General features: G+C 68.9%; 21 protein-coding genes. 14 read left to right on the plus strand and 7 right to left on the minus strand.

The annotated features are described in order from the left end of the window. The first annotated feature begins 77 nt into the window (after positions 1–77). The 5 genes from Q664_RS12135 to Q664_RS12155 all read left to right on the plus strand — a co-directional run bounded on the left by Q664_RS12135 (position 78) and on the right by Q664_RS12155 (position 5,273). Positions 78–1,064 carry an NAD-dependent epimerase/dehydratase family protein gene (locus tag Q664_RS12135; protein ID WP_043393869.1) on the plus strand — a complete coding sequence of 329 codons (987 nt, stop codon included), beginning with the start codon at positions 78–80 and terminating at the stop codon, positions 1,062–1,064. 56 nt (positions 1,065–1,120) lie between these two features. After that, positions 1,121–1,342: a hypothetical protein gene (locus Q664_RS12140; protein WP_043393870.1), complete on the plus strand. Its 222-nt coding sequence runs from the start codon at positions 1,121–1,123 to the stop codon at positions 1,340–1,342. Between the two features lie 4 nt (positions 1,343–1,346). Next, on the plus strand, positions 1,347–2,099 hold the full coding sequence (locus tag Q664_RS12145; RefSeq protein WP_043393872.1) for a M15 family metallopeptidase: 753 nt from the start codon (positions 1,347–1,349) through the stop codon (positions 2,097–2,099). Between the two features lie 34 nt (positions 2,100–2,133). Continuing rightward, entirely contained in the window at positions 2,134–3,951 is a 1,818-nt protein-coding gene (locus Q664_RS51970) for a sensor histidine kinase (RefSeq protein WP_160174392.1), read from the plus strand. Positions 3,952–4,043: 92 nt separating this feature from the next. Then, entirely contained in the window at positions 4,044–5,273 is a 1,230-nt protein-coding gene (locus Q664_RS12155) for a Bcr/CflA family multidrug efflux MFS transporter (protein WP_043393874.1), read from the plus strand. Positions 5,274–5,280: 7 nt separating this feature from the next. Here the strand turns inward: Q664_RS12155 and Q664_RS12160 are convergent, their stop codons facing one another. From Q664_RS12160 to Q664_RS12170, 3 genes are all read right to left on the minus strand, one after another. Continuing rightward, on the minus strand, positions 5,281–6,183 hold the full coding sequence (locus tag Q664_RS12160) for a LysR family transcriptional regulator (RefSeq protein WP_084609780.1): 903 nt from the start codon (positions 6,181–6,183) through the stop codon (positions 5,281–5,283). Between the two features lie 44 nt (positions 6,184–6,227). Continuing rightward, positions 6,228–6,536 carry a hypothetical protein gene (locus Q664_RS12165; protein ID WP_043393876.1) on the minus strand — a complete coding sequence of 103 codons (309 nt, stop codon included), beginning with the start codon at positions 6,534–6,536 and terminating at the stop codon, positions 6,228–6,230. Between the two features lie 114 nt (positions 6,537–6,650). Then, on the minus strand, positions 6,651–7,931 hold the full coding sequence (locus Q664_RS12170) for an AmpG family muropeptide MFS transporter (protein WP_043393878.1): 1,281 nt from the start codon (positions 7,929–7,931) through the stop codon (positions 6,651–6,653). Between the two features lie 234 nt (positions 7,932–8,165). Between Q664_RS12170 and Q664_RS12175 the strand changes: the two genes are divergently transcribed. Further along, the gene (locus Q664_RS12175; RefSeq protein WP_052517991.1) at positions 8,166–8,783 is read left to right on the plus strand and encodes a glutathione S-transferase family protein; all 618 of its coding nucleotides are present in this window, start codon (positions 8,166–8,168) and stop codon (positions 8,781–8,783) included. An 8-nt stretch (positions 8,784–8,791) separates the two neighbouring features. Here the strand turns inward: Q664_RS12175 and Q664_RS12180 are convergent, their stop codons facing one another. After that, complete coding sequence (locus tag Q664_RS12180) at positions 8,792–9,421, minus strand: hypothetical protein (RefSeq protein ID WP_063934684.1); 630 nt, start codon at positions 9,419–9,421, stop codon at positions 8,792–8,794. 126 nt (positions 9,422–9,547) lie between these two features. Here Q664_RS12180 and Q664_RS12185 point away from each other — a divergent pair, with 126 nt between their 5' ends. From Q664_RS12185 to Q664_RS12215, 7 genes are all read left to right on the plus strand, one after another. Beyond that, positions 9,548–10,582 carry a DUF3592 domain-containing protein gene (locus tag Q664_RS12185; protein WP_043393879.1) on the plus strand — a complete coding sequence of 345 codons (1,035 nt, stop codon included), beginning with the start codon at positions 9,548–9,550 and terminating at the stop codon, positions 10,580–10,582. A gap of 170 nt (positions 10,583–10,752) precedes the next feature. After that, positions 10,753–12,093 (plus strand): AAA family ATPase, encoded by a 1,341-nt coding sequence (locus Q664_RS58985; RefSeq protein ID WP_043393880.1) that lies wholly within the window; start codon positions 10,753–10,755, stop codon positions 12,091–12,093. After that, the gene (locus Q664_RS12195) at positions 12,090–12,833 is read left to right on the plus strand and encodes an HNH endonuclease family protein (protein WP_052517993.1); all 744 of its coding nucleotides are present in this window, start codon (positions 12,090–12,092) and stop codon (positions 12,831–12,833) included. Before Q664_RS58985 ends, Q664_RS12195 begins: the two co-directional genes overlap by 4 nt. A gap of 21 nt (positions 12,834–12,854) precedes the next feature. Continuing rightward, entirely contained in the window at positions 12,855–14,141 is a 1,287-nt protein-coding gene (locus Q664_RS12200) for a LamB/YcsF family protein (protein WP_043393881.1), read from the plus strand. Then, positions 14,142–15,023 (plus strand): 5-oxoprolinase subunit C family protein, encoded by an 882-nt coding sequence (locus Q664_RS12205; RefSeq protein ID WP_043393882.1) that lies wholly within the window; start codon positions 14,142–14,144, stop codon positions 15,021–15,023. It abuts the gene before it with no gap. A gap of 12 nt (positions 15,024–15,035) precedes the next feature. After that, positions 15,036–15,617, plus strand: coding sequence for an SRPBCC family protein (locus tag Q664_RS12210; protein ID WP_052517994.1), 582 nt, complete (start codon positions 15,036–15,038; stop codon positions 15,615–15,617). A gap of 82 nt (positions 15,618–15,699) precedes the next feature. Beyond that, positions 15,700–15,963 (plus strand): hypothetical protein, encoded by a 264-nt coding sequence (locus Q664_RS12215; protein ID WP_043393884.1) that lies wholly within the window; start codon positions 15,700–15,702, stop codon positions 15,961–15,963. A 69-nt stretch (positions 15,964–16,032) separates the two neighbouring features. Here the strand turns inward: Q664_RS12215 and Q664_RS12220 are convergent, their stop codons facing one another. Beyond that, positions 16,033–16,449, minus strand: a complete 417-nt coding sequence (locus Q664_RS12220) for a hypothetical protein (protein WP_052517995.1) — start codon at positions 16,447–16,449, stop codon at positions 16,033–16,035. 214 nt (positions 16,450–16,663) lie between these two features. On the opposite strand from Q664_RS12220, the gene Q664_RS12225 reads away from it, so the two are divergent. Beyond that, positions 16,664–17,215 carry a GNAT family N-acetyltransferase gene (locus Q664_RS12225; RefSeq protein WP_043393886.1) on the plus strand — a complete coding sequence of 184 codons (552 nt, stop codon included), beginning with the start codon at positions 16,664–16,666 and terminating at the stop codon, positions 17,213–17,215. Positions 17,216–17,362: 147 nt separating this feature from the next. On the opposite strand, the gene Q664_RS12230 is transcribed toward Q664_RS12225, so the two are convergent. Both Q664_RS12230 and Q664_RS12235 read right to left on the minus strand, forming a co-directional pair. Further along, positions 17,363–18,223 carry a hypothetical protein gene (locus Q664_RS12230; protein WP_043393888.1) on the minus strand — a complete coding sequence of 287 codons (861 nt, stop codon included), beginning with the start codon at positions 18,221–18,223 and terminating at the stop codon, positions 17,363–17,365. Next, entirely contained in the window at positions 18,220–19,347 is a 1,128-nt protein-coding gene (locus Q664_RS12235; protein ID WP_043393890.1) for an AAA family ATPase, read from the minus strand. The genes Q664_RS12230 and Q664_RS12235 overlap by 4 nt, the downstream gene beginning before the upstream one ends. Positions 19,348–19,406: the final 59 nt, after the last annotated feature.

Consider the following 19,406-nt stretch of genomic DNA (forward strand, 5'->3'; position numbering starts at 1 on the left):
AACGGCAATCACTACATGAACGGTGTTCAGTGAACGCTGTTCACAAAGTGTCCGGTGTTCCGGGCAAGGGGTAGGACATGAGCAAGCAGGGACAGGTGGCGTTGTTCGGTGCCTCGGGCTCCATCGGGCACAGCGTGGTGCAGGCGCTGCGGGCGCAGGGGCGTGGCTACCGGGTGGTGGGCCGCTCACGTTCGTCCCTGCAGCGGGAGTTCGGCGCGGATCCGCGGGCGGAGCTCGTCACCTGGAATCCGGACGACCCGGCCTCGGTGCGCGAGGCGGCGCGAGGCGTCTCCACGCTCATCTACATGGTGGGCGTGCCCTACACGGACTTCCACCTGCACCCGGTGCTGATGCGCCGTACGCTGGACGCGGCCATCGCCGAGGGCGTGGAGCGCCTGGTGATGATCAGCACGGTGTACCCGTTCGGACGCCCGCGCACCGAGCGCGTGGCGGAGGAGCATCCGCGCGAGCCCCACACCTTCAAGGGGCGGATGCGCAAGGAGCAGGAGGACCTGGTGCTCGAGGCGGGGGCCTCGGGCGCCATCCAGACGACGCTCCTCCGGCTGCCGGACTTCTACGGGCCGGGCGTGGAGCGCAGCTTCCTCTACCGGGCCTTCCGCGCCGCGCTCGACGGGAAGCGGGCGCAGCTCATCGGGCCCATCGACACCCCGCACGAGTTCGTCTTCGTGCCGGACGTGGGGCCGGTGGTGACGGCGCTCATGGACGAGCCTCGTGCCTACGGACGGGCGTGGAACCTCGCGGGGGCGGGCGTCACCTCGCAGCGGGAGCTCGTCGAGCGCATCTACGCCGAGGTGGGCCGCCGTCCGAAGGTGATGGCGCTCCACCGTCCCCTGATGCGCGTGCTGGGCCTGTTCGACCCCATGCTGCGCGAGTTGGTGGAGATGGACTACCTGCACACCACGCCCGTCATCATGGACGACTCGGCGCTGCGCGGGCTCATCGAGGTGCGCAAGACGCCCTACGCCGAGGGCATCCGCCAGACGCTGGAGGCGATGCGGGCGAGCGACGCGGCCTCGCACGTGCGTCCCGCCCTGGCTTCGTGAGGGGCGCCGCGTTTCGAGGTATGCTCGGGGCACCACCGTCCCCCCGGAGGAACGCCATGGCTGGCAGAGACCCCAATCGCCGCATCTACGGTACGCGGCCCCTGAGCCGCGTGGGTGGCGGCCAGGACCGCTTCGACAAGGAGGCGCTGGAGGGCGCTCCGGAGTCTCCCGTCTCCTCCGTGCGCGAGCAGCGTCAGATGAACGCGCCGCTCAACCCCGAGCGCAAGAGCTTCGCCGCGGCCCTCGAGCGGCTCGGCACTCCCGCCAAGAAGAAGTAGCCCGATGCTCGGCCTGCTCCTGCTCGTGCTCGCTGGACGCGCGGGGGCCGAGGCACCTCCGTCCGATTCCCCCCCGCGCGCGCTGGCGTGCCTGGCGAAGTGGTACCCGGTGGAGCCGGTGAAGGTGGACGGCGCGTGGCACGCCCGGCTGGCGGGGACCCCGCACCCGTGGGACGACGGGAAGACGAAGTCCTTCGAGGAGAAGCTCGAGTCCCCGGACCTGGAGGACATGTTCTCCATTCCATACACCCCTGGTCCCATCCAGCCCGTCACGCGAGAGAACGAGGACCCGGGGCGCATCCGCTTCGATGCGCTCTTCCACGCGGCCTACGGCGCCACCCAGGCCCGGGTGGACGTGGTGGACATCGACTTCCTTGGACAGACACTGAAGGTGAACCGCAAGGTGGCCCCGGCCTTCGAGCGTGTGGCGAAGCGGCTCGACGCCGAGGTGAAGAAGGCGCCGTCCCTGCGGCCGTACCTGAAGAACCTGGGCGGCACCTTCGCGTGGAGGAAGATCGCCAACACGCACCGTCAGAGTGCCCACTCGTACGGGGTGTCCATCGACGTGAACGTGAAGCGCTCGCACTACTGGGAGTGGGCGAAGCCGAAGGCGCCGGTGCGCTGGGCCAACCAGATTCCCCAGGCCCTCGTGGACGCCTTCGAGGCCGAGGGCTTCATCTGGGGCGGGCGTTGGTACCATTACGACACGATGCACTTCGAGTACCGGCCGGAGCTGTTGGATCCGTCATGCAGGTGACCAATCCATCGTCCGGCCGTCTGTTTTCGCTCCTTTGAATTCGTTTCTCCGGCTGGTGCTGGCCCGGCCGGAGTCTTATCCACTCGGCATGGCCATCCATGAGACATGGAGGGGAGGGGGTCCGGAGCTCGAGCGTCGCGTCCGGCAGTTGGAGGCGGAGCTCCGGCAGTCCCAGGAGCGGCTCGCGCGCCGGGAGCGGCAGGTGGAGCTGCTGACGCACGCGGCGAGGCACTTCAACTCGGGGCTCGAGGACCTGGACATCATCCGGAAGCTCGTCTGGACGGCCATGGAGCTGGTGGATGCCACCGAGGGCGTCTGGGGCCGGGTGGTGGATGGCCGCATGGTCATCATGGAGTCCCTGTGGCGGGATGGGCGGGACATCGAACCGCGCAACATCTCCTTCGAGCCGGGCGAGGGAGTGCCCGGCCACGTGCTGCTCACCGGCGAGCCCTACATCTCGAACGACGCGGCCCATGATGAGCACGTCCTGCAGTGGCTGCGCGAGCTCCGGGGCTTCCAGAACCTGATCGACCTGCCCCTCTTCGACCGCTCCGGGGTGATGGTGGGGTGCTTCGAGCTGCACGACAAGAAGGGCCTCCAGCCCTTCACCGAGGAGGACCAGCGGCTGCTGGAGTCGCTGCGGTCCCTGGCCGAGGTGGCGTTGGAGAACGCGCGCCTCCACGACAGGGTCCAGGCCGAGCGCCGGAGCCTCGCGGAGAGCGAGAACAAGTTCCGGCGGCTCTTCGAGTCCAACCTGATCGGCATCGTCTTCGGCGACATCCACGGCGGCCTCTACGACGTGAACGAGTACTACGCCCGGTTGCTCGGGGTGAGCCGGGAGGATGTCCTCGCGGGGAAGGTCCGCTGGGATGTCATCACGCCCCCGGAGGAGCTGGAGAAGGACCGGGCCGCGGCGAAGGAGATGCTCGAATCCCCCGAGGGCGTCTGCACTCCCTACGAGAAGCGCTACGTCCTCCCGGATGGCCGCGTCGTGTGGATCCTGCTGGGGTGTGCCTTCATCGACGAGGGCCGCTCCAGGAATGTCGCGTTCGTGCTCGACATCACCCAGGGCAAGGAGTCCGAGGAGCTGTTCGCGAGGTTCCTCAACAGCGAGCAGCTGGCCCGGGAAGACGCGGAGACCACCCTGGCGAAGCTGCGGCTCGAGCGGGAACTGCGCGATCAATTCGTCTCGGCCCTCAGTCATGATCTCCGCACGCCGCTGACGGCGGCGAAGATGAGCGCCCAGCTCATCCCCCGCCAGCCCAACGTGCCCGACAAGGTCTACTCGCTCGCGGCCCGGGTGCGGCAGAACATCGACCGCGCGGACCAGATGATCACCGACCTGCTGGACTCCAACCGCATCCGCGCGGGCCAGGGGCTGCCCATCGAGGTGCGCGCCTGCGAGCTGCGGCAGGTGGTGGCCGACGCGCTGGAGGAGCTCTCCAGCGTCCATGGGGAGCGCTTCCACCTCCGGGGCGAGAAGCGGATGGAGGGCCACTGGGATGCGCGGGCCCTGCGCAGGCTCGTCGAGAACCTCTGTAGCAATGCCATCAAGTACGGCGATGCGACGCGGCAGGTGACCGTGAGCCTGGAGCCGCGCGGCGACGAGGTGGATCTCGCCGTCCACAACTGGGGAAACCCCATCCCTCCCGAGGAGCAGCGGACGCTCTTCCAGTACCTCGCCCGCGCCAGGAGCGCGGAGGCCAGTGGAAAGAAGGGCTGGGGAATCGGGCTGACGCTGGTGAAGGGCGTCGCCGAGGCGCATGGGGGCAGCGTCCGTGTGGAGAGCACCCCGGAGAAGGGGACGACCTTCTTCGTGCGTCTGCCCAGGATGGCGAAGCCTCCCGCGTGAAGCGCCCGGGGAGCCCATTGTTCTCCTGGCGGAACACTGTGTCCGCCTGGCCAGCCTTGGGCCGCCCCCGTGCCGGTGGTTAGAGAAGCACGATGAGTTTTTCCACCGCGCCCCGGCGGCGCGCCCTGTTGCTGTTCGTGCTGGGCACCCTGACGGCCTTCGGTCCGCTGTCCATCGACATGTACCTGCCGAGCCTGCCCACCCTCCAGGCGGAGCTGGGGACGTCCGCCTCCCAGGTCCAGCTCACCCTGGCGGCGTTCATGGCGGGACTGGGCCTGGGCCAGTTCATGTATGGCCCCCTCTCGGACCGGTTCGGCCGCCGGAAGCCGCTGCTCGCGGGCATCGTGCTCTACATCCTCGCGTCCGCCGCCTGTGCCTTCGCGCCGAGCGTCGAGTGGCTCATCGCCCTGCGCTTCCTCCAGGCGGTGGGCGGCGCCGCCGGTGCCGTCATCGCGCGGGCCATCGTGCGAGACCTCTACAGCGGCCGGGAGATCGCCCGCGTGCTCTCCGTGCTCATGCTCATCATGGGCGCGGCCCCCATCCTCGCCCCGCTCCTGGGCGGCCAGGTGCTCAGCGTCGCCGGCTGGCGGGCCATCTTCGGGGTGCTCACGGTGCTCGGCACCCTGGCCCTGGTGCTCGCGCTGGTGGCCATTCCCGGCACCTCGTCTCCATCCCGGCGGCCCGGCGCCAGCAGCTCGCTCGCGGTGAACCTGCGCGTCCTCTTCACGGACCGGCGCTTCCTCACCGCCACGTTCGCCGGTGGCTTCGCGCAGTCCGGCATGTTCGCCTATATCTCCGGCGCGCCCTTCGTGTTCATGGAGGTGCTCCATGTCACGCCGGAGCGCTTCGCCTGGCTCTTCGCCGCGAATGCCCTGGGCTACATCTGCGTGGGCCAGCTCAACCGGCGGCTCCTGGTCCGCCGCTCGCCCGAGCGCATCGCCGTCTCGGCGACGCTCTTCATGGTCCTCATGGGCGCCGTCCTCCTGGTGCTGGCCGTGAGTGGGCTCGGACGCGTCCATACGCTCGCCCCCGCCTTGTTCCTGTTCATCGGCAGCCTCGGCTTCGTGATGCCCAACGCGGCCGCGCTGGCCATGGAGGAGCACGGCGCCCGGGCCGGAGTGGCCTCCGCCGTCCTCGGCTCGTTGCAGTTCGCCGTGTCCGCCGTGGCCTCGGCGGGCGTGGGGCTCCTCAACGACGGGAGCATGCTGCCCATGGCGGTTGTGATGGCCGTGTGCGCGAGCGCCTCCTGCCTGTCGGCCCTGGCCGTGCCCTCGAGGAAGCAGGACGAGGACCAGGAAGCCCCCGCCGCCTCCGCGGCCTGAGGGCACGTCACCCGCCGCGGAACACCTTGCGGAAGTGCTCGGTCATGAAGTCGACGAACACGCGCACCCGCTGGGGCAGGTGCTTGCGCTGCGGGTAGACGAGGGAGATGACGAGCGGCTCGGGTGCATACGTGTCGAGCACCGAGAGCAGCCGGCCCTCCCGCAGCTCCGCGTCCACGAGCGAGCGAGGCAGCCGCGCCAGCCCCAGGCCCTCGAGCGCCGCCTCGCGCAGCACGGCGATGTCATCCACCACGAGCGTGCCCGACACGGGGACGACGGTGGTGTGGCCCTCCAGCCGGAAGTCCCACTTGCTGTCCTTCAGGCGCAGGCAGTTGTGCGAGGCCAGGTCGTGCGGCGTCTGGGGGGGAGCGCGCCGGGCGAAGTAGGAGGGTGCCCCGCAGATGAGCCGCTTCTCCGTGCCGAGCCGGCGCTCGATGAGGGAGCGCTCGTGGGGGCGGGGGAAGAAACGCACCGCGACGTCGACGTTGTCGGTGAGCGGATCCACCCGCCGGTCCGACGCGGACAGCTCCACCTGGACGCGGGGGTAGCGCTCGGCGAACTTCTCCAACAGGGAGGGCAGCGGGTGCAGGGCGAGGCCCACCGGCGCCACGACGCGCACGGTGCCCTCGGGGACGGTGCCCACGTTGCCCAGCAGGTCCGAGGCCTCGTCCGCCACCGAGAGCAGCTGCGCGCAGCGCTCGTAGAGCTGGGCGCCCTCGGGGGTGACGGACAGGCTGCGCGTGGTGCGTTGCAGCAACCTCACCCCGAGCCGGCGCTCGAGCCCGGCCACGCGGGTGCTCACCGCCGACTTGGACAGGCCGAGCCGGGCCGCCGCCCCCGAGAAGGAGTGCGCCTCCACGACGCGGGCGAACACCGTCATGGCCACCAGGTCATCGAGCGAGGCGCCCACGATTGTTCTCCTGCCAGAACAGTGCGTGGGCGCCGTGCCGCCGCTCAGTACCCGTCTGGCTTCTCGCCAGGGTAGGCCGACCAGTAGCTGTCGGGAAGCGGATTGGTCCCCCGGTCACTGCGCACGCCGTCGCCATCCGGAATCTCGCCCACGCCTCCGCAGGCGGCTTCCTCCTCGGCCTCCTGCTCACAGCGCTTGTGGAAGTCGTCGGGGGGCTCGTGCCGGGGTATCTGGTGCGCGCCCTGTTGCTCGCGGGTGGGCTCCCGCTCTTCCTGTTCGTTCCGCACGTCCGTGGGGCGTCCGAACATGTCCTCGGCGGGCTGCGGGGGGGGCCGTCTGTCCTGGTTCGCCATGATGGAATACCTCCGAACCTAAACGGTCATGACGTGCCCGCCCGGCGGCAAGGAAGCGGCCGGGTCAGGCTGGAGGGCGGGCGGGCGGTGCGGCGGTCGTGCCCCCGCCGGCTCTCAGCGAGCCAGGGCGGGGGCGGCGGTTGACTCGGCGGGGGCGGGCTCCGGCTCCGCCACGGGGGCGGCGATGCCCTCGGGGAGGAACTTGAGGAGCACGAGCGCCGGCAGGGCGAGCACCACCGTGAGGCCGAAGAAGCCGGCCCAGCCCATGCCCTCGGCGAGGAAGCCGGAGGTGGCGGTGAGCATGCGGCCACCGAAGTTGGCCAGCGCGGACAGCAGCGCGAACTGGGTGGCGCTGAAGCGCTTGTTGCACAGCGACATGGTGAAGGCGCCGAAGGCCGTGGTGGCCATGCCGCCGCACACGTTGTCCGTGCAGATGGCCACCGCCAGCATGAGGTGGTTCTTGCCGATCAACGCGAGCGCCAGGAAGGTCAGGTTGGTGAGGGCCTGGAGCGCGCCGAAGATGAAGAGGCTGCGCCGCGTGCCCAGCTTCGCGAGCAACGCGCCGCCGAAGAGCGCGCCCACGATGGTGGCCGCCATGCCCACGCCCTTGCTGATGGTGCCGACCTCCAGGTTGGAGAAGCCCAGCTTGAGGAAGAAGGGCGTGGTCATGCCACCGGCCACGGCATCGCCCAGCTTGTAGAGGAGCAGGAAGAGCAGGGCGAGCAGGGCGCCATCGCGGCGGAAGTAGTCGACGAAGGGGACGACGGCGGCCTCGGTGAGGGTGCGCGGCGGGCGCTGTCCCTGGGGCTCGGCGGCGAGCACCGTGGCCACCACGCCCACCAGCATGAACGAGGCCATGATCCAATACGTCTGGGACCAGCCGATGAACTGCGAGAGGCTGAGGGCCAGGGCCCCGGAGGCGATCATCCCGAAGCGGTAGCCCATGACGAAGGTGGCGACGCCGAAGCCGCGCTCGGCCTCGGAGAGGGTGTCGGTGCGCCACGCGTCGGAGACGACGTCCTGGCTGGCGGAGAGGAAGGACACCAGCAGGGCGAGGCTCGCCATGGTGAAGGGCTCGTCCTTGGGATTGACGAAGCCCATGGCGGCGATGGCGCCCATGAGGCCCAGCTGCGTGAGCATCATCCACCCGCGGCGCCGGCCCAGGAAGGGCAGGGCGAAGCGGTCCATCAGCGGCGCCCAGATGAACTTGAAGGTGTAGGGCGAGGAGACGAGGGTGAAGATGCCAATCGTCTTGAGATTGACGCCCTCGTTGGTCATCCACGCGGAGAGGGTGCCACCCACGAGGAGCAGGGGCAGACCGGAGGCGAAGCCGAGCGCCACGAGGAGCCAGGCACGCGGGCTGCGGAGGACCTGGAAGATGGAGGGCTTGGACATGGGCAGGGGCACACAATACCGGTCCCCGAGCGGATTCCATCCTTTGTGTCGGGGCTCCAGCCGGGACAGTGTCCGCCCGGCTGCTGTCCGAGCCCACGGGTGTCATCCGCCGGGCGCTCGGGGCCCTCGCCCGCCCGGCCGCACGGGAGCCGGAGGCTGGAGGGCCCCGCTCATGGCTCGCGTCCGCCTGGGAGGTGGCGTATAGGGGCGCCTCCCTTCCCCAGGAGATACCCCATGAAGCTCTACGAGCACCCCTTCTCCAGTGCCGCTTTCAAGTGCCGCGCCGTCGTCCACGAGCTCGGCCTGCCCGTCACCCTCGTCACCGTGGACCTGATGAAGGGCGAGCACAAGTCGCCCGAGTTCCTCGCGAAGAACCCCAACGGCAAGGTGCCCACGCTCGTCGATGACGACGGCTTCTGTGTCTGGGAGTCCAACGCCATCCTCTGTTACCTGGCCGCGAAGAAGCCCGAGAGCGGGCTGCTGCCCACCGACGCGCGCGGCATGGCCCAGGTGCAGCAGTGGCTCCAGTGGCAGGCCACCACCTTCGCCCCTTCCACCGGAGAGGTGATGAGCGAGACCGTCTACGTGAAGCTCTTCAACCGCGCCAAGGACGAGGCGAAGTACGCCGCCGGCCTGGAGAAGGTCCGCCGCGACCTCGCCCTGCTGGAGAAGACGCTCACGGGCAGGGAGTTCCTCTGCGGCAAGCTGACGCTCGCGGACTTCTCCATCGTGTCCGGCTTGTTCCTGCGGACCCCCATGGGCGTGGACCTCGAGGCCTTCCCGAACGTGAAGGCCTGGGTCAATCGCATGGAGTCCCGCGAGAGCGTCCGCAAGTCCCTGCCCCCCCTGTAGGGCCCTCGTTACCAGCCCCGGCGCGAATCGCGGCGGTCGTCGCGACGGTCCTCGCGGCGCTCCCGGTGGTCCTCGCGCAGCTCCTGCTTCGTCTGCTGCACCTCCTGCCGGGCAATCTGGACGAGCTGCACGATGAGGTTGCGCTGGCGCTGCAGGTCCGAGTAGTTGCGGTTGCCCATCACCCAGTTCAACTCCCGGGCGATCGCCATCCGCGTCTGGAGCGTGGCCGCCTCGACGCGCGCGTCCCTCACGTCGTCCCGGCGGTCGCGCCGGTCATCCGCCCCGCCCCGGCCCCAGTTGCGGTCCCGGCGCACCTCGCGGTTGCTCCGGTGCATCTCGCGCTTGTCCTTCTCCAGCTCCATGCGGCTCTCGGCCAGCTCCTTGCGCAGCAGCTCGCGCAGCCGGCCTTCCACCGCCGTCATCTCGCGCTCGTCCTGCCGCGACCAGGCCTGGTCGAAGCGCGCCAGCACGTTCTCCAGCTCGGCCACGTCACGGCGGTCGTCCCGGAGCTCCCGTTTGTCCGTGCGGACCTCGTGGCGGTTCTGGGCACGTTCGCCCCGGTTGTTGCCCCACTGCTGGGCCTGTGCGCTGCCGGCGAGAAGGAGGGAGGCGAGAAGCGCGGAAGAGATACGGTTCATGGTGTTCATCCTTGGGTTTGTTGGGGTCGTTTTCGTCGACACCGCTTCAGACGGGGGCACGCGGGATTTATTCGAGCCGGATTGCCCTCGGATTCCAGGGACTCCGGGTGGATGTAGGATGAGGCCATGCGTTTCCTGTACGCCGTGATGCTGTTGTTCATCCTCGCCGCGACGGCGCTCGTGCTGGCGTTCGATGGGAAGATCCTCCACGGCATCGCGCGTCAGGGCCTCGCGGCGTTCCATCCGAGCGCTCCCGGCACCATCACGCGCAGTCGGGTGGTGGAACACCGGGACAGCGACGGTTCCACCTACGGCTTCGAGGTGCGCTACGCCTACGAGGCCGGGGGGCGGGCGTACGAGGGCTCCCAGTACCGCTACGGCGCGTGGCGTTCCTCGAACAAGCGCGTGGCGGAGGACCTGGCGCGGCGCTTTCCCGTGGGGGCCATCGTGCCGGTGTTCCACGACCCGGAGTCTCCGGGGGACGCGGTGCTCGTCACTGGCATACAGGGGGTGGATCTCTTCCTGCTGCTGTTCATGAACCCGTTCAACCTGGTGATGCTCGTGGGATTGCGGGGGGTGTTGGGCCTCCTGCTTGGCGGGGATGAGGAGCGGTTGGGGGTGTTCATGCGCGCTGGCCGCGTGCACGTGCGGTTGGAGGGAGTGAGCGCGCTGGCCGTGGGAGTCATGGCCCTGGGTGGTTCATCCTTCCTGTCGATCTTCGTGGTGGGGTTCGTGACGGGGTTCGAGCCGCCGCTGGCCGTCGCGGTGCTCACCTGGGGGGCGGTTCTCACCACGGGCGTGGTCTTCGCGAGGAGGCAACGCGCGAAGCTGGACTCGGGCGACTGCGACCTGATTCTCGATGAGACGAACCGGCGGCTCTCGTTGCCGGTGGGAGCCGGCCGGGAGGCGCGGCTCGACGTGCCGTGGAGCCAGGTGACGTCCGTCGTCCTCGAGGAGCGCACCGAGAAGGACAACGAGGGGGACCTGGTGACGCGCTGGTGCCCCACGCTCGTGCTCGCCGCTCCCCACGGGGGCAAGCGGAACGAGACCCTCGTGGAGTGGAGCGATGAGCACAAGGCCGCGGTCCTGGTGAAGTGGCTGAAGTCGCGGTTGCCTCACGCCCAGGGTGTCGAGAAGGGGCGGTTGTCCGTACCCGGTTGATGGTGCTCGCCTGACTGGGGGCTCCCTCAAGTCCCAGGACTGTCGTGGGGCACGGATGTCCAGAACAGGGACGACGGCCTTTGCTCATCAGGTGCACGGTGGTGGAATGCCGTGTAAGCAGAGAGAGGATGCCCCTGGGCTGCACCCGGAGCATGGAACGAGGGTGACGTATGTATATCCGGAAGATCATGCTGGAGAACATCCGCGGCTTCGGCGAGGGCGAGCGCCGCGTGGAGTTGGACCTGCGGAGACCGGATGGCAGCTACGCGGGGTGGACAGTGGTCGCCGGGCGCAATGGCTCGGGGAAGTCCACTTTGCTCAGGAGCATCGCCATGGCCGCCGCAGGGATGGATGCTCCCCTGATGTTCCAGCAGACTCCATCGAGTTGGATGAGACGGGGTTCCAGGAGTGCTCACGCCGCCGCGACCCTGGTCGTGGATGAGCAGGTGGACTCCTGGGACGCTCAAGAGTTGGGCGCTCCCCAGAAGGAGTTCGTCGCGGAACTCAAACTTCAGAGCAGGGAGTCCTCGATGGGCTCTTCCGTGGTCACGCAGACGACTTGGGACACGAGCAGGAAGACCAGGCCCAAGGACGCATGGGTCTGGCTGATGGGACGAGGCTGGTTCATGGCTGGTTACGGTGCCCACCGGCGACTGACACAACGCCTTGCTACGGCGCAGCAGGTCATCGGCTCACCCAGATTGACACGGATCGCGGGGCTCTTCCGGGGCGAACTCGACCTCGCGGAGAGCGTCGAGTGGCTCCAGGCTCTCCACTACCTGTCTCTCAACGGGAAACCTCAGGCCGGGCAACTGCTCGAGGAGGTCAAGAAGCTGCTCAATGAGGGGCTCCTCCCGGACTCGGTCGAGATTGTGGATGTGAATCCCGACGGGCTCTGGGTGAGGCAGAGGGGCATGGAACTGTCGTTGTGGGAGATGAGTGACGGTTATCGGACCGTGACTGCCCTGGTGACGGATCTGATCCGAGTGCTGTTCGAGGCCTATCCGGATTTCCGGTTGGAGCAGGACCGGGGGCTGTGGAGGGTTCCCTATCCAGGTGTCGTCCTCGTGGATGAGCTCGAGCAGCATCTCCATCCCTCCTGGCAGAAGGAGATCGGTTTCTGGCTCAAGGAGCACTTCCCCCGCATCCAGTTCATCGTCACCACGCATAGCCCGTTCGTCTGTCAGGCTGCGGACCCCAACGGGCTCATTCGCCTCCCAGGGGGAGAGGAGGCAGGTGGTGCCGCCCACGTCTCCGAACAGGTCTACCGCACTGTCGTGAATGGCACCGTGGACGAGGCCGTGCTCACCGAACTGTTCGGGCTGGAGCACGCCTATTCGAAGGAGTCGGAGCGGATCCGCGATCGGGTCGCGCGACTCGAGGCGCGGCTGCTACGAGACAGCCTCAGCCCACGGGAGCGGGAGGAGTTGGATGTCCTTGTGGCAAAGCTCCCGGACACGAACAGCGAGTTCGTGGAGCGGACCCTCCGCAAGTACGAGCATCACGAATGAGGAAGCTGGAGAGAACAGACCTCAGCCTGTACACCCTGGCACTGCTGGCGAAGCGGACGGAGGAAATTGCCGCCGCCGAGGAGCCAGGGGCCGAGGCACGGCGTCTCTGGGAGCGGAAGGACAAAGCCGCCTCCAAGGAGATTCGCGACACGCTCCGTGCCATGGCCTCGGGCCGGGAGCGCTGCATGTATTGCGAGGACAGCGCGGCCAAGGACATCGAGCACTTCTGGCCCAAGGCGCGTTATCCCCTACGCACCTTTGATTGGTTCAACTATCTGCTGGCATGTGGTGACTGTAACAGCAATCACAAGCGGACCCGGTTTCCGCTGGACGAGTCCGGGGCACCTTTGTTGATCGACCCCACCGTGGACGAGCCGACGGAGCACCTCGAATTGTCGCCCGTCACCGGGCGGCTCGCCGAGCTGACCCCCAAAGGGGCCGCGAGCATCGAGGTATTTGGGTTGAACAAGCGCGACTCCCTGGTTCGGGGGCGCCAAGCAGCATGGAGAGCCATCGGGCGGATGCTTCGGGACTACGATGAGTTCTGCACACAAGGTGACTGGAGGGGGGCACGTCAGGTCAAGGATGATGTGTGCCAGACCGGTTTCGCCAGTGTCTTCGTCTGGTTCATCCGGATCGCGACGGGACCCCATGCGGCACTCTACGTCCAGAGCGGATATCTGGACTCCCGGTGTCTGGCCATCTTGGAGAAGTACCCGGATATAAAAGGCTGGCTTTGAATCATGAGGGGGGCGGCAGTCATGGCGGAGTGTCTCCTCAACATCGATCTGGGTGAGCTGCCGGAAGAGGACGAGCGGCTCTACGCATCCGCGCAGGTGGCGAACATCGCCTGCGGCGGGCACGCGGGTGACGAGCGGTCCATGCGCCGGGCCCTGGAGGCCTGTGCCCGCCATGGGACCCGGGCCGGGGCGCACCCGTCCTTCGAGGACCGCGCGAACTTCGGCCGGCAGGAGCTCCAGGTGGCCCCGGAGGAGCTCCGCGCCCAGGTGGCCGCCCAGTGCGCCCGGTTGGTCGCCCTGGCCTCCGAGGTGGGCGTGCCCGTGCGCTATGCCAAACCCCACGGCGCCCTGTACCACGCCGCCAACCGCGACCCCGCGCTCGCCCGCGCCGTCGTGGAGGGCGTCGTCGAGGCGCTCGGCCCCGGCATCACCTTCCTCGGGCCTGGCTCCGGCGCGCTGCGCGAGGCCGCCCGGGCCGCGGGGCTATCCTATGCGCGCGAGGGCTTCGCGGACCGCGGTACCCGGCCCGATGGTTCCCTCATTCCGCGGGGGCAGCCGGGCGCGGTGCTGAGCGACCCCGTGGTGGCCCGGGAGAACGCGCTGCGGTTGGCGCTCGGTGGAACGGTGGACACACTGTGCGTGCACGGGGATTCGCCGGGCGCGGTGGACATGGCCCGCGAGGTGCGCGCGGTGCTGGAGGTGCTGGCCCTGCGCTCCGAGTCCCTCGGCGAGGGCGCGTTGCGGCTCGTCCTGCCCGCGCGGCTGGAGCGGCGCGCGGTGCTGGAGTCCTTGAAGGCCGAGCCCGGGGTGGTGGACGTCGTGGTGGGCGAGGAGCACGCGTGCGTGTACTTCGACCCGGTGGCGCCTCCCGAGGATCCCCGGCGGGTGCTGGGCCGGTTGGCGGTGGCGCCGGCGCTGAAGGAGGAGCCACCGCTCGTCACCGTGCGCGTGCGCTACGACGGGCCGGACCTGGAGGCGGTGGCCGAGCGCGTGGGCCTCTCGGTGGATGACGTGGCGCTGCTGCACGCCTCGCGCGAGTACACGGTGCGCAGCATGGGGTTCCTCCCCGGCTTCGCGTACCTGGGCGAGGTGGATGGGCGCATCGCCGTTCCCCGGCTGGCCACGCCGAGGCCCCGCGTGCCGGCCTTCTCGGTGGGGCTCGCCGGGCGCCGCACGGGCATCTACCCGTTCGCCTCGCCGGGCGGGTGGAACCTGATTGGCACCGCCGTGGACTTCACCGCCTTCCAGCCCGGCTCCGGTGCGCTGCTGCGCCTGGGGGACCGGCTCCTCTTCGAGCGGGTGGACTGAATGGACGCGTGGCTGGAGGTGCTCGGCGCCGGTGGGCTGGTGATGGTGCAGGACGCGGGCCGCATGGGCCTCATGCACCAGGGCGTGCCACCGGGAGGCGCGTTGGTGCCCGAGTGGCTGGCGGCGGCGAACCGCGCGGTGGGCAACGTGTGGAGCGCGGCGGCGCTGGAGTGTTACGGGCGCGTGGAGCTGCGGCTGCACGGGCGCGGCGCGTGGGTATCGGTGGGCGGCCAGGCCTTCCGGGTGGAGGCGGGGGGCCACTTCACCGTGCTGGCGCCCGAGGCGGGCGTGGTGCGTTACGCCGCGGTGGAGGGGGGGCTCGACGTGCCCGAGGTGCTCGGAGGCCGGGGCACGCTGCCGGTGGCCCGGTTGGGAGGACTCGAGGGCCGGGTGTTGAAGGGCGGGGATGTGCTGCCGCTCGGGGCGGGAGGTGGCGCGCGCGAGGCGCCGGGCCCGGAGCTGCCGCTGGAGTCCGAGGTACGTGTGGTGCTCGGGCCGGACCTGGGGCGCTTCGGCGCGGACGCGGTGGAGGTGTTGCTGGAGGGAGACTTCACCGTGTCTCCCACGAGCGACCGCGTGGGCATGCGGCTGCGAGGGCCGGCGCTGCCCCAGGCGGATGAGGGCTCGGGGCTCTCGGGGCCCATGGTGCGCGGTGCGCTCCAGGTGCCCGCCTCGGGCGAAATCATCGTGCTCGGGCCGGACCATCCCACCATGGGGGGCTACCCGGTGCTCGGCGTGGTCATTCGCGCGGACTGGGGCTGTCTGGCCGCTCGCCGGCCGGGCGCGCCCGTGCGGTTCCTCGCCGTGAGCGTGGAGGAGGCGCGTGAACTCTGGCGCCTGCATGCGCCGGTGTATGGTGCCGCGCCGGCTTCGTCCGGGTGAAAAGGGGAGTGAATGAAGCGCGTGTTGAAGCGTGTGGGGCTGGGGTTGGTGGGGCTCGTGGTGGTGTTGACGGTGGTGGGCCTGTTCCTGCCGAGGCAGTGGAAGGTGGAGCGTTCCATCGTCATCAACGCCTCGCCCGAGCACATCCACCCGCTCGTGAATGACCTCAAGGCCTGGCAGTCGTGGGCCGCGTGGACCAAGGACATGGACCCCGAGGTGAAGAACGAGTACGGCGGTCCCGCCTCGGGCGTGGGGGCGTGGTGGGCGTGGCAGGGCCCGAAGATGGGGCTCGGGAAGATGACCATCACGAAGAGCGACGTGGCCTCGGGCGTGTGGGTGGACGAGATGATCGAGACGCGCGAGGAGGTGAACGCGCATGGCTCGCTCACGTGGACGCAGGAGGGTGGGGGGACGAAGGTGACGTGGGTGGACAGCGGCACGCTGCCTCCCGTCATGGGCGGCTACTTCGTCGGGATGATCAACGACATGCTCGGCGGCAACTTCGAGCAGGGCCTGAAGCACCTGAAGACCGAGGCGGAGAAGCGCCGGGCCGTGGAGCAGGAGGCCACGCAGGCCGCGCCCGCGGTGCCGTGAGCGGCTACTCGCGTACGTAGCCGAGGCCGGTGCTGGTGACTTGCTTCGTCGGTGCCTACACTTCTGGTCAGGGCAGACGACCATGACCCGCCTCGACACCGACTTCCAGGATGAGAACGCCGTTCCCTATTTTCTCTGGGACGACCCGATGACCGTGCGCGAGCTGCGTGAGCGGCTGCGCACGGCATCCGAGCCGGAGCGCGTGCGCCTGGTTGGCATCATCCTCCGCGAGGCGCGGGACACGGACGTGTGGGCGTGGGTCTCTCTCGACGAGGTGCTCCGGCTCTGGCCCCAGCTCCAGCGTCACCTTGGCCGCCGGCGCGCCTTCTGGGAGTTCCTCCACTGAGGTCCTGAGCCCCTTCCAGCGGGAGCTGCTCGAAGCCTTCCCCCTGTTGCTTTGAATGAGCCCGAGCTGTCACTGCATGGGGTCGGTGGTGCGCTCGGTGTCGTTCATGTCTTCATTCGGCACGGGCTGATTGGCCGGCGCGCCCGGGCCGAGTGGCTCATCGCTCGTCTCTTCACCGAAGGGCTCGTTCGTGCGGTCCATGGGCTCCGGCTCGAGGCCCGTGCCACCCGTGCCGGGCTGGGCGGGGATGTCATCGTGCACGCCGGGCTCCATCTCGCGCGTGCCCTCCTGCGGAAGCGGATCCACCTCCTCGCGTTCACGGTCCATGGTGTCCGCGCCCGCGCCGCCCGTGCCGGCATCCGTCGACATGCTGGACGTGTCCGTGCCGGTATTCGTGTTGGCGGCGCCCTTGTCCGTCTTGCACCCGGTCCCGAACGCCACCGCACCCGCCACGAGTCCCGCCAGCAGAAGCTTCGTCTTCGTCATGATGTCTTCCCTCCCTTTGGGTGTTTCGTTTGCGGTCGGGAAGCTGAGGCGCGTTTCCGGTTCGTGCAGCGGGCGCTTGCTCGGCAGGCCGCTGGGCTCACGGGTCCCCATGAGAAAAAGAGAAGGCCTTTTCCCAAGGGGTTACGCGCATGGGCCAGGGTGGGGAGCACATGGACCACGGCTTCCTGGAGGGCAGGCGTTACAGTGGCGGGTCATGACGACTCCGGACCTGCGCCTGGTTCCCGCCCTGCCCGAGCACCTGGACTTCTGGATGGCCCTGCGGGACGAGCCCGTGTCACGCAAGCTCGTGCCGATGGAGCCCTCCACGCGCGAATCCCTGCTCGAGCGCATCCAGGAGGCGACCAGTGATTTGTCGGACCCGAAGGCCAAGAGCTTCCGGTGGATGGTGGAGCTCGACGGGCGCCTCGTCGGCACGGTGGCCGCGAAGGACCTGTCTCGATTCCATGGGCGCATCGAGATTGGCTACATGCTCTCCAGCGCGTACCACGGCCGGGGCATTGGCACGCGGGCGGTGGGGATGGTGCTGGAGCGGCTCTTCGAGTGGCCCTTCCTGCACCGGGTGTGGCTCACCACCGCGCCGGACAACCTCGCGTGCCAGGGACTGGCGAGGAAGCTCGGCTTCACGCTGGAGGGCGTGATGCGCGAGCACTTCTTCATCGATGGTCAGCGCAAGGACCAGCAGGTGTGGGGCCTGTTGCGCTCCACGTGGGAGGCGGCCCGCCGCTCCGTGCGACTGAGTCCTTGAGGGCCGGGCCATCCAAGGAAAGTCCGTACAGGGGTCTGTCCTCCGGGCACGGTCTCTCCAAAGTTGTCCAACAGTTGGACAAGTTCGTGATGAGTGTGCCCGGGAGGCCGGCAGAACCCGAGGGCGTGCCGGGCGTGGACGGTGCCATCAGATGTTGCGCAGCAGGCCGTCTCCCTTGCGCTCGGTCAGTGGGGAGCACACTCCAGGACACGGAGACGGGACGTTCAGCGCATCGGCGACGTCGTCGATGAGTGCTCGTGCGAAAGCCGCATGTGCTTCCCGTCGGAGAACCGCCGTCCAGTCGAGAACCTGGAGGGCATCGAGTCCTTCGTGCGTCTCGCGGTAGGCGCGCAGCTGTGTGCCTGTCGGATCGCAGAGGTAGCGGACGTAGTTCTTCGGGTGCCGGTGGCGAGGCTCTGCCTTCCAGGGCGCGGTGGAGGGCGCGGGGGCCAGATAGGCGGTGTCATCCACCTCGAAGTCCTCGAGATCCCGAGCCGTGTCGAAACGGTTGGGTGCGCGGTGGGCCTTGGCCCGCTGGAGCGCGTCGGCCTCTCCGAAGAAATAGGACTCGACCATCGGGGCGAGCAGATGGAACGAGCCGCGCTCGGCCAGCGCCTGGTACACCCGGTCGCGGGTGGTGGCGGTGGGAAACGTGCTGTCGACGTGAGCCCTCACCGCGTGGCGGAAGTACCCCAGGACGTGCCCGGGTTGGTCCGCGTTGACCAGTTCCAGGTCGTCCACCGCGATGACGTGGTCCGCCTGCAGGGTGCCGCCCCGGCCGGGATACACCGCGAGCACCAGCGCGCCCGCGAGCTTGGCGGCGAGGGATTTCGCGGCCAGCTCCGGGGGGAGCAGTGGCCCCACGCGGTTGGACGTGAAGTCCTGGGTTCTCTGTGGCACGAGGAACTCGACATCCGCTCCGGTCGAGGCGAAGAGCTTCCGGAGGGAGAGGTGCAGACCCAGGCGTTCGAGCTCTCCCGTGACGATGAGCTGAACCCGGACCGTCACTTGGGTGGCCGCCTCTGCGCGCCGAAGGTCTGGTCGCTGTAGAGGTCCCCAAGTGAGAAGTGGGCGAGCCACTCCGGATTGCTGTGCTCGCTCAGCGCGAGGGGGAGCACCTCATGGCCGGGCTCCATGATGTAGACGCGCTCCGGCTCGGTGTTGAAGGTGTTGAGCACCACGGGCGAGTGCGTCGCGAGGAGGATGGTCAGGTCCTTCGCCGAGGCACGGGCCCGCGCCAGGTCCAGCAACGTCCGGATGGCGTACGGGTGCAGGCCGTTCTCCGGCTCGTCGATGGCCACGGCGCCTCCATCGGGGGTGGATGCAATGGCACACAGGTGGAGGAGCGTGACGAGCAGGCCATGAGGCGCCGAGTAGGCATCGATGGGCTCTCGTAGCCCCTTGAGGAAGAACCGGACGGTGACGGTCAGGCCGGCCGAGAGGAACTCGATGTCCTCGAAGAGCTCTGGGAAGCACTCCTCCAGGCCATCGCGGACGAAGCCCCAGCGCTCTTCGTGCTCCTTGCGGCCAGCCTTCCAGTTGCGCAGCACCGAGAACGCATTGCGTCCGTCCGGCTGCAGGTGAAGGTCCGTGGTCGCGGGAGATCCCGTCGTACGCAGGCTCCAGACCTGGAGGTTCTGGTACAGCCGGAAGTTCGCCGCGAGCTCGTGGAGTCCTTTGAGTGCTTCCCGCTGCTCCGGAGCGAGCAGGGTCATGGCATGGGAGAAGATGGAGTCTCCCGAGACGGTCAGCTCGCGGTCCTGGACGACCGCCGAGCGTGGGTGGGGATCCTGTCTCGCGACGGCTGCGTTTCCAATCCGCACCCGCTCTCCGACTTCGAACGCGGGAGGCCGCGGCTCGACATGGATCACCCAGGAGTTCAGTCCCTGCTCCAGCATCAACCGGATGCCATCCTGAGGCGACGCAAGCTGGTTCTTGATGCTCGCGGCTCCCCCCGAGAACTCGATGGCGGCCTGGATGCCGCGTTCGAGGAAGTACCGGAGGAACTCGAGGGTGGACAGCAGGGTCGTCTTGCCCGCGCCGTTCGGTCCCGTGATGGCGCAGACTCCCGAGGGACTCCAGCGCACCTTCCGGAGCGCACGGTAGTTGTGGACATCCAACGTGAATCCCATGGCTCTCCTTCTGCTCGGGCCGGGCCCTCCCCGTCCACCTGTGCGCGCGGACCGGGGAA

The sequence above is a fragment of the Archangium violaceum Cb vi76 genome (assembly GCF_000733295.1).
Classification (GTDB): Bacteria; Myxococcota; Myxococcia; order Myxococcales; family Myxococcaceae; genus Archangium; species Archangium violaceum.

Excerpts from the sequence above, each read along its gene's own strand:
- Q664_RS12140 (WP_043393870.1), top strand. The coding sequence starts at position 1,121 with ATGGCTGGCAGAGACCCCAATCGCCGCATCTACGGTACGCGGCCCCTG.
- Q664_RS12235 (WP_043393890.1), bottom strand. The coding sequence starts at position 19,347 with ATGGGATTCACGTTGGATGTCCACAACTACCGTGCGCTCCGGAAGGTG.
- Q664_RS12220 (WP_052517995.1), bottom strand. The coding sequence starts at position 16,449 with ATGACGAAGACGAAGCTTCTGCTGGCGGGACTCGTGGCGGGTGCGGTG.
- Q664_RS12165 (WP_043393876.1), bottom strand. The coding sequence starts at position 6,536 with ATGGCGAACCAGGACAGACGGCCCCCCCCGCAGCCCGCCGAGGACATG.
- Q664_RS12145 (WP_043393872.1), top strand. The coding sequence starts at position 1,347 with ATGCTCGGCCTGCTCCTGCTCGTGCTCGCTGGACGCGCGGGGGCCGAG.
- Q664_RS58985 (WP_043393880.1), top strand. The coding sequence starts at position 10,753 with ATGTATATCCGGAAGATCATGCTGGAGAACATCCGCGGCTTCGGCGAG.
- Q664_RS12210 (WP_052517994.1), top strand. The coding sequence starts at position 15,036 with ATGAAGCGCGTGTTGAAGCGTGTGGGGCTGGGGTTGGTGGGGCTCGTG.
- Q664_RS12155 (WP_043393874.1), top strand. The coding sequence starts at position 4,044 with ATGAGTTTTTCCACCGCGCCCCGGCGGCGCGCCCTGTTGCTGTTCGTG.
- Q664_RS12175 (WP_052517991.1), top strand. The coding sequence starts at position 8,166 with ATGAAGCTCTACGAGCACCCCTTCTCCAGTGCCGCTTTCAAGTGCCGC.
- Q664_RS12205 (WP_043393882.1), top strand. The coding sequence starts at position 14,142 with ATGGACGCGTGGCTGGAGGTGCTCGGCGCCGGTGGGCTGGTGATGGTG.
- Q664_RS12200 (WP_043393881.1), top strand. The coding sequence starts at position 12,855 with ATGGCGGAGTGTCTCCTCAACATCGATCTGGGTGAGCTGCCGGAAGAG.
- Q664_RS12135 (WP_043393869.1), top strand. The coding sequence starts at position 78 with ATGAGCAAGCAGGGACAGGTGGCGTTGTTCGGTGCCTCGGGCTCCATC.
- Q664_RS12170 (WP_043393878.1), bottom strand. The coding sequence starts at position 7,931 with ATGTCCAAGCCCTCCATCTTCCAGGTCCTCCGCAGCCCGCGTGCCTGG.
- Q664_RS12185 (WP_043393879.1), top strand. The coding sequence starts at position 9,548 with ATGCGTTTCCTGTACGCCGTGATGCTGTTGTTCATCCTCGCCGCGACG.
- Q664_RS12195 (WP_052517993.1), top strand. The coding sequence starts at position 12,090 with ATGAGGAAGCTGGAGAGAACAGACCTCAGCCTGTACACCCTGGCACTG.
- Q664_RS12225 (WP_043393886.1), top strand. The coding sequence starts at position 16,664 with ATGACGACTCCGGACCTGCGCCTGGTTCCCGCCCTGCCCGAGCACCTG.
- Q664_RS12215 (WP_043393884.1), top strand. The coding sequence starts at position 15,700 with ATGACCCGCCTCGACACCGACTTCCAGGATGAGAACGCCGTTCCCTAT.
- Q664_RS12180 (WP_063934684.1), bottom strand. The coding sequence starts at position 9,421 with ATGAACCGTATCTCTTCCGCGCTTCTCGCCTCCCTCCTTCTCGCCGGC.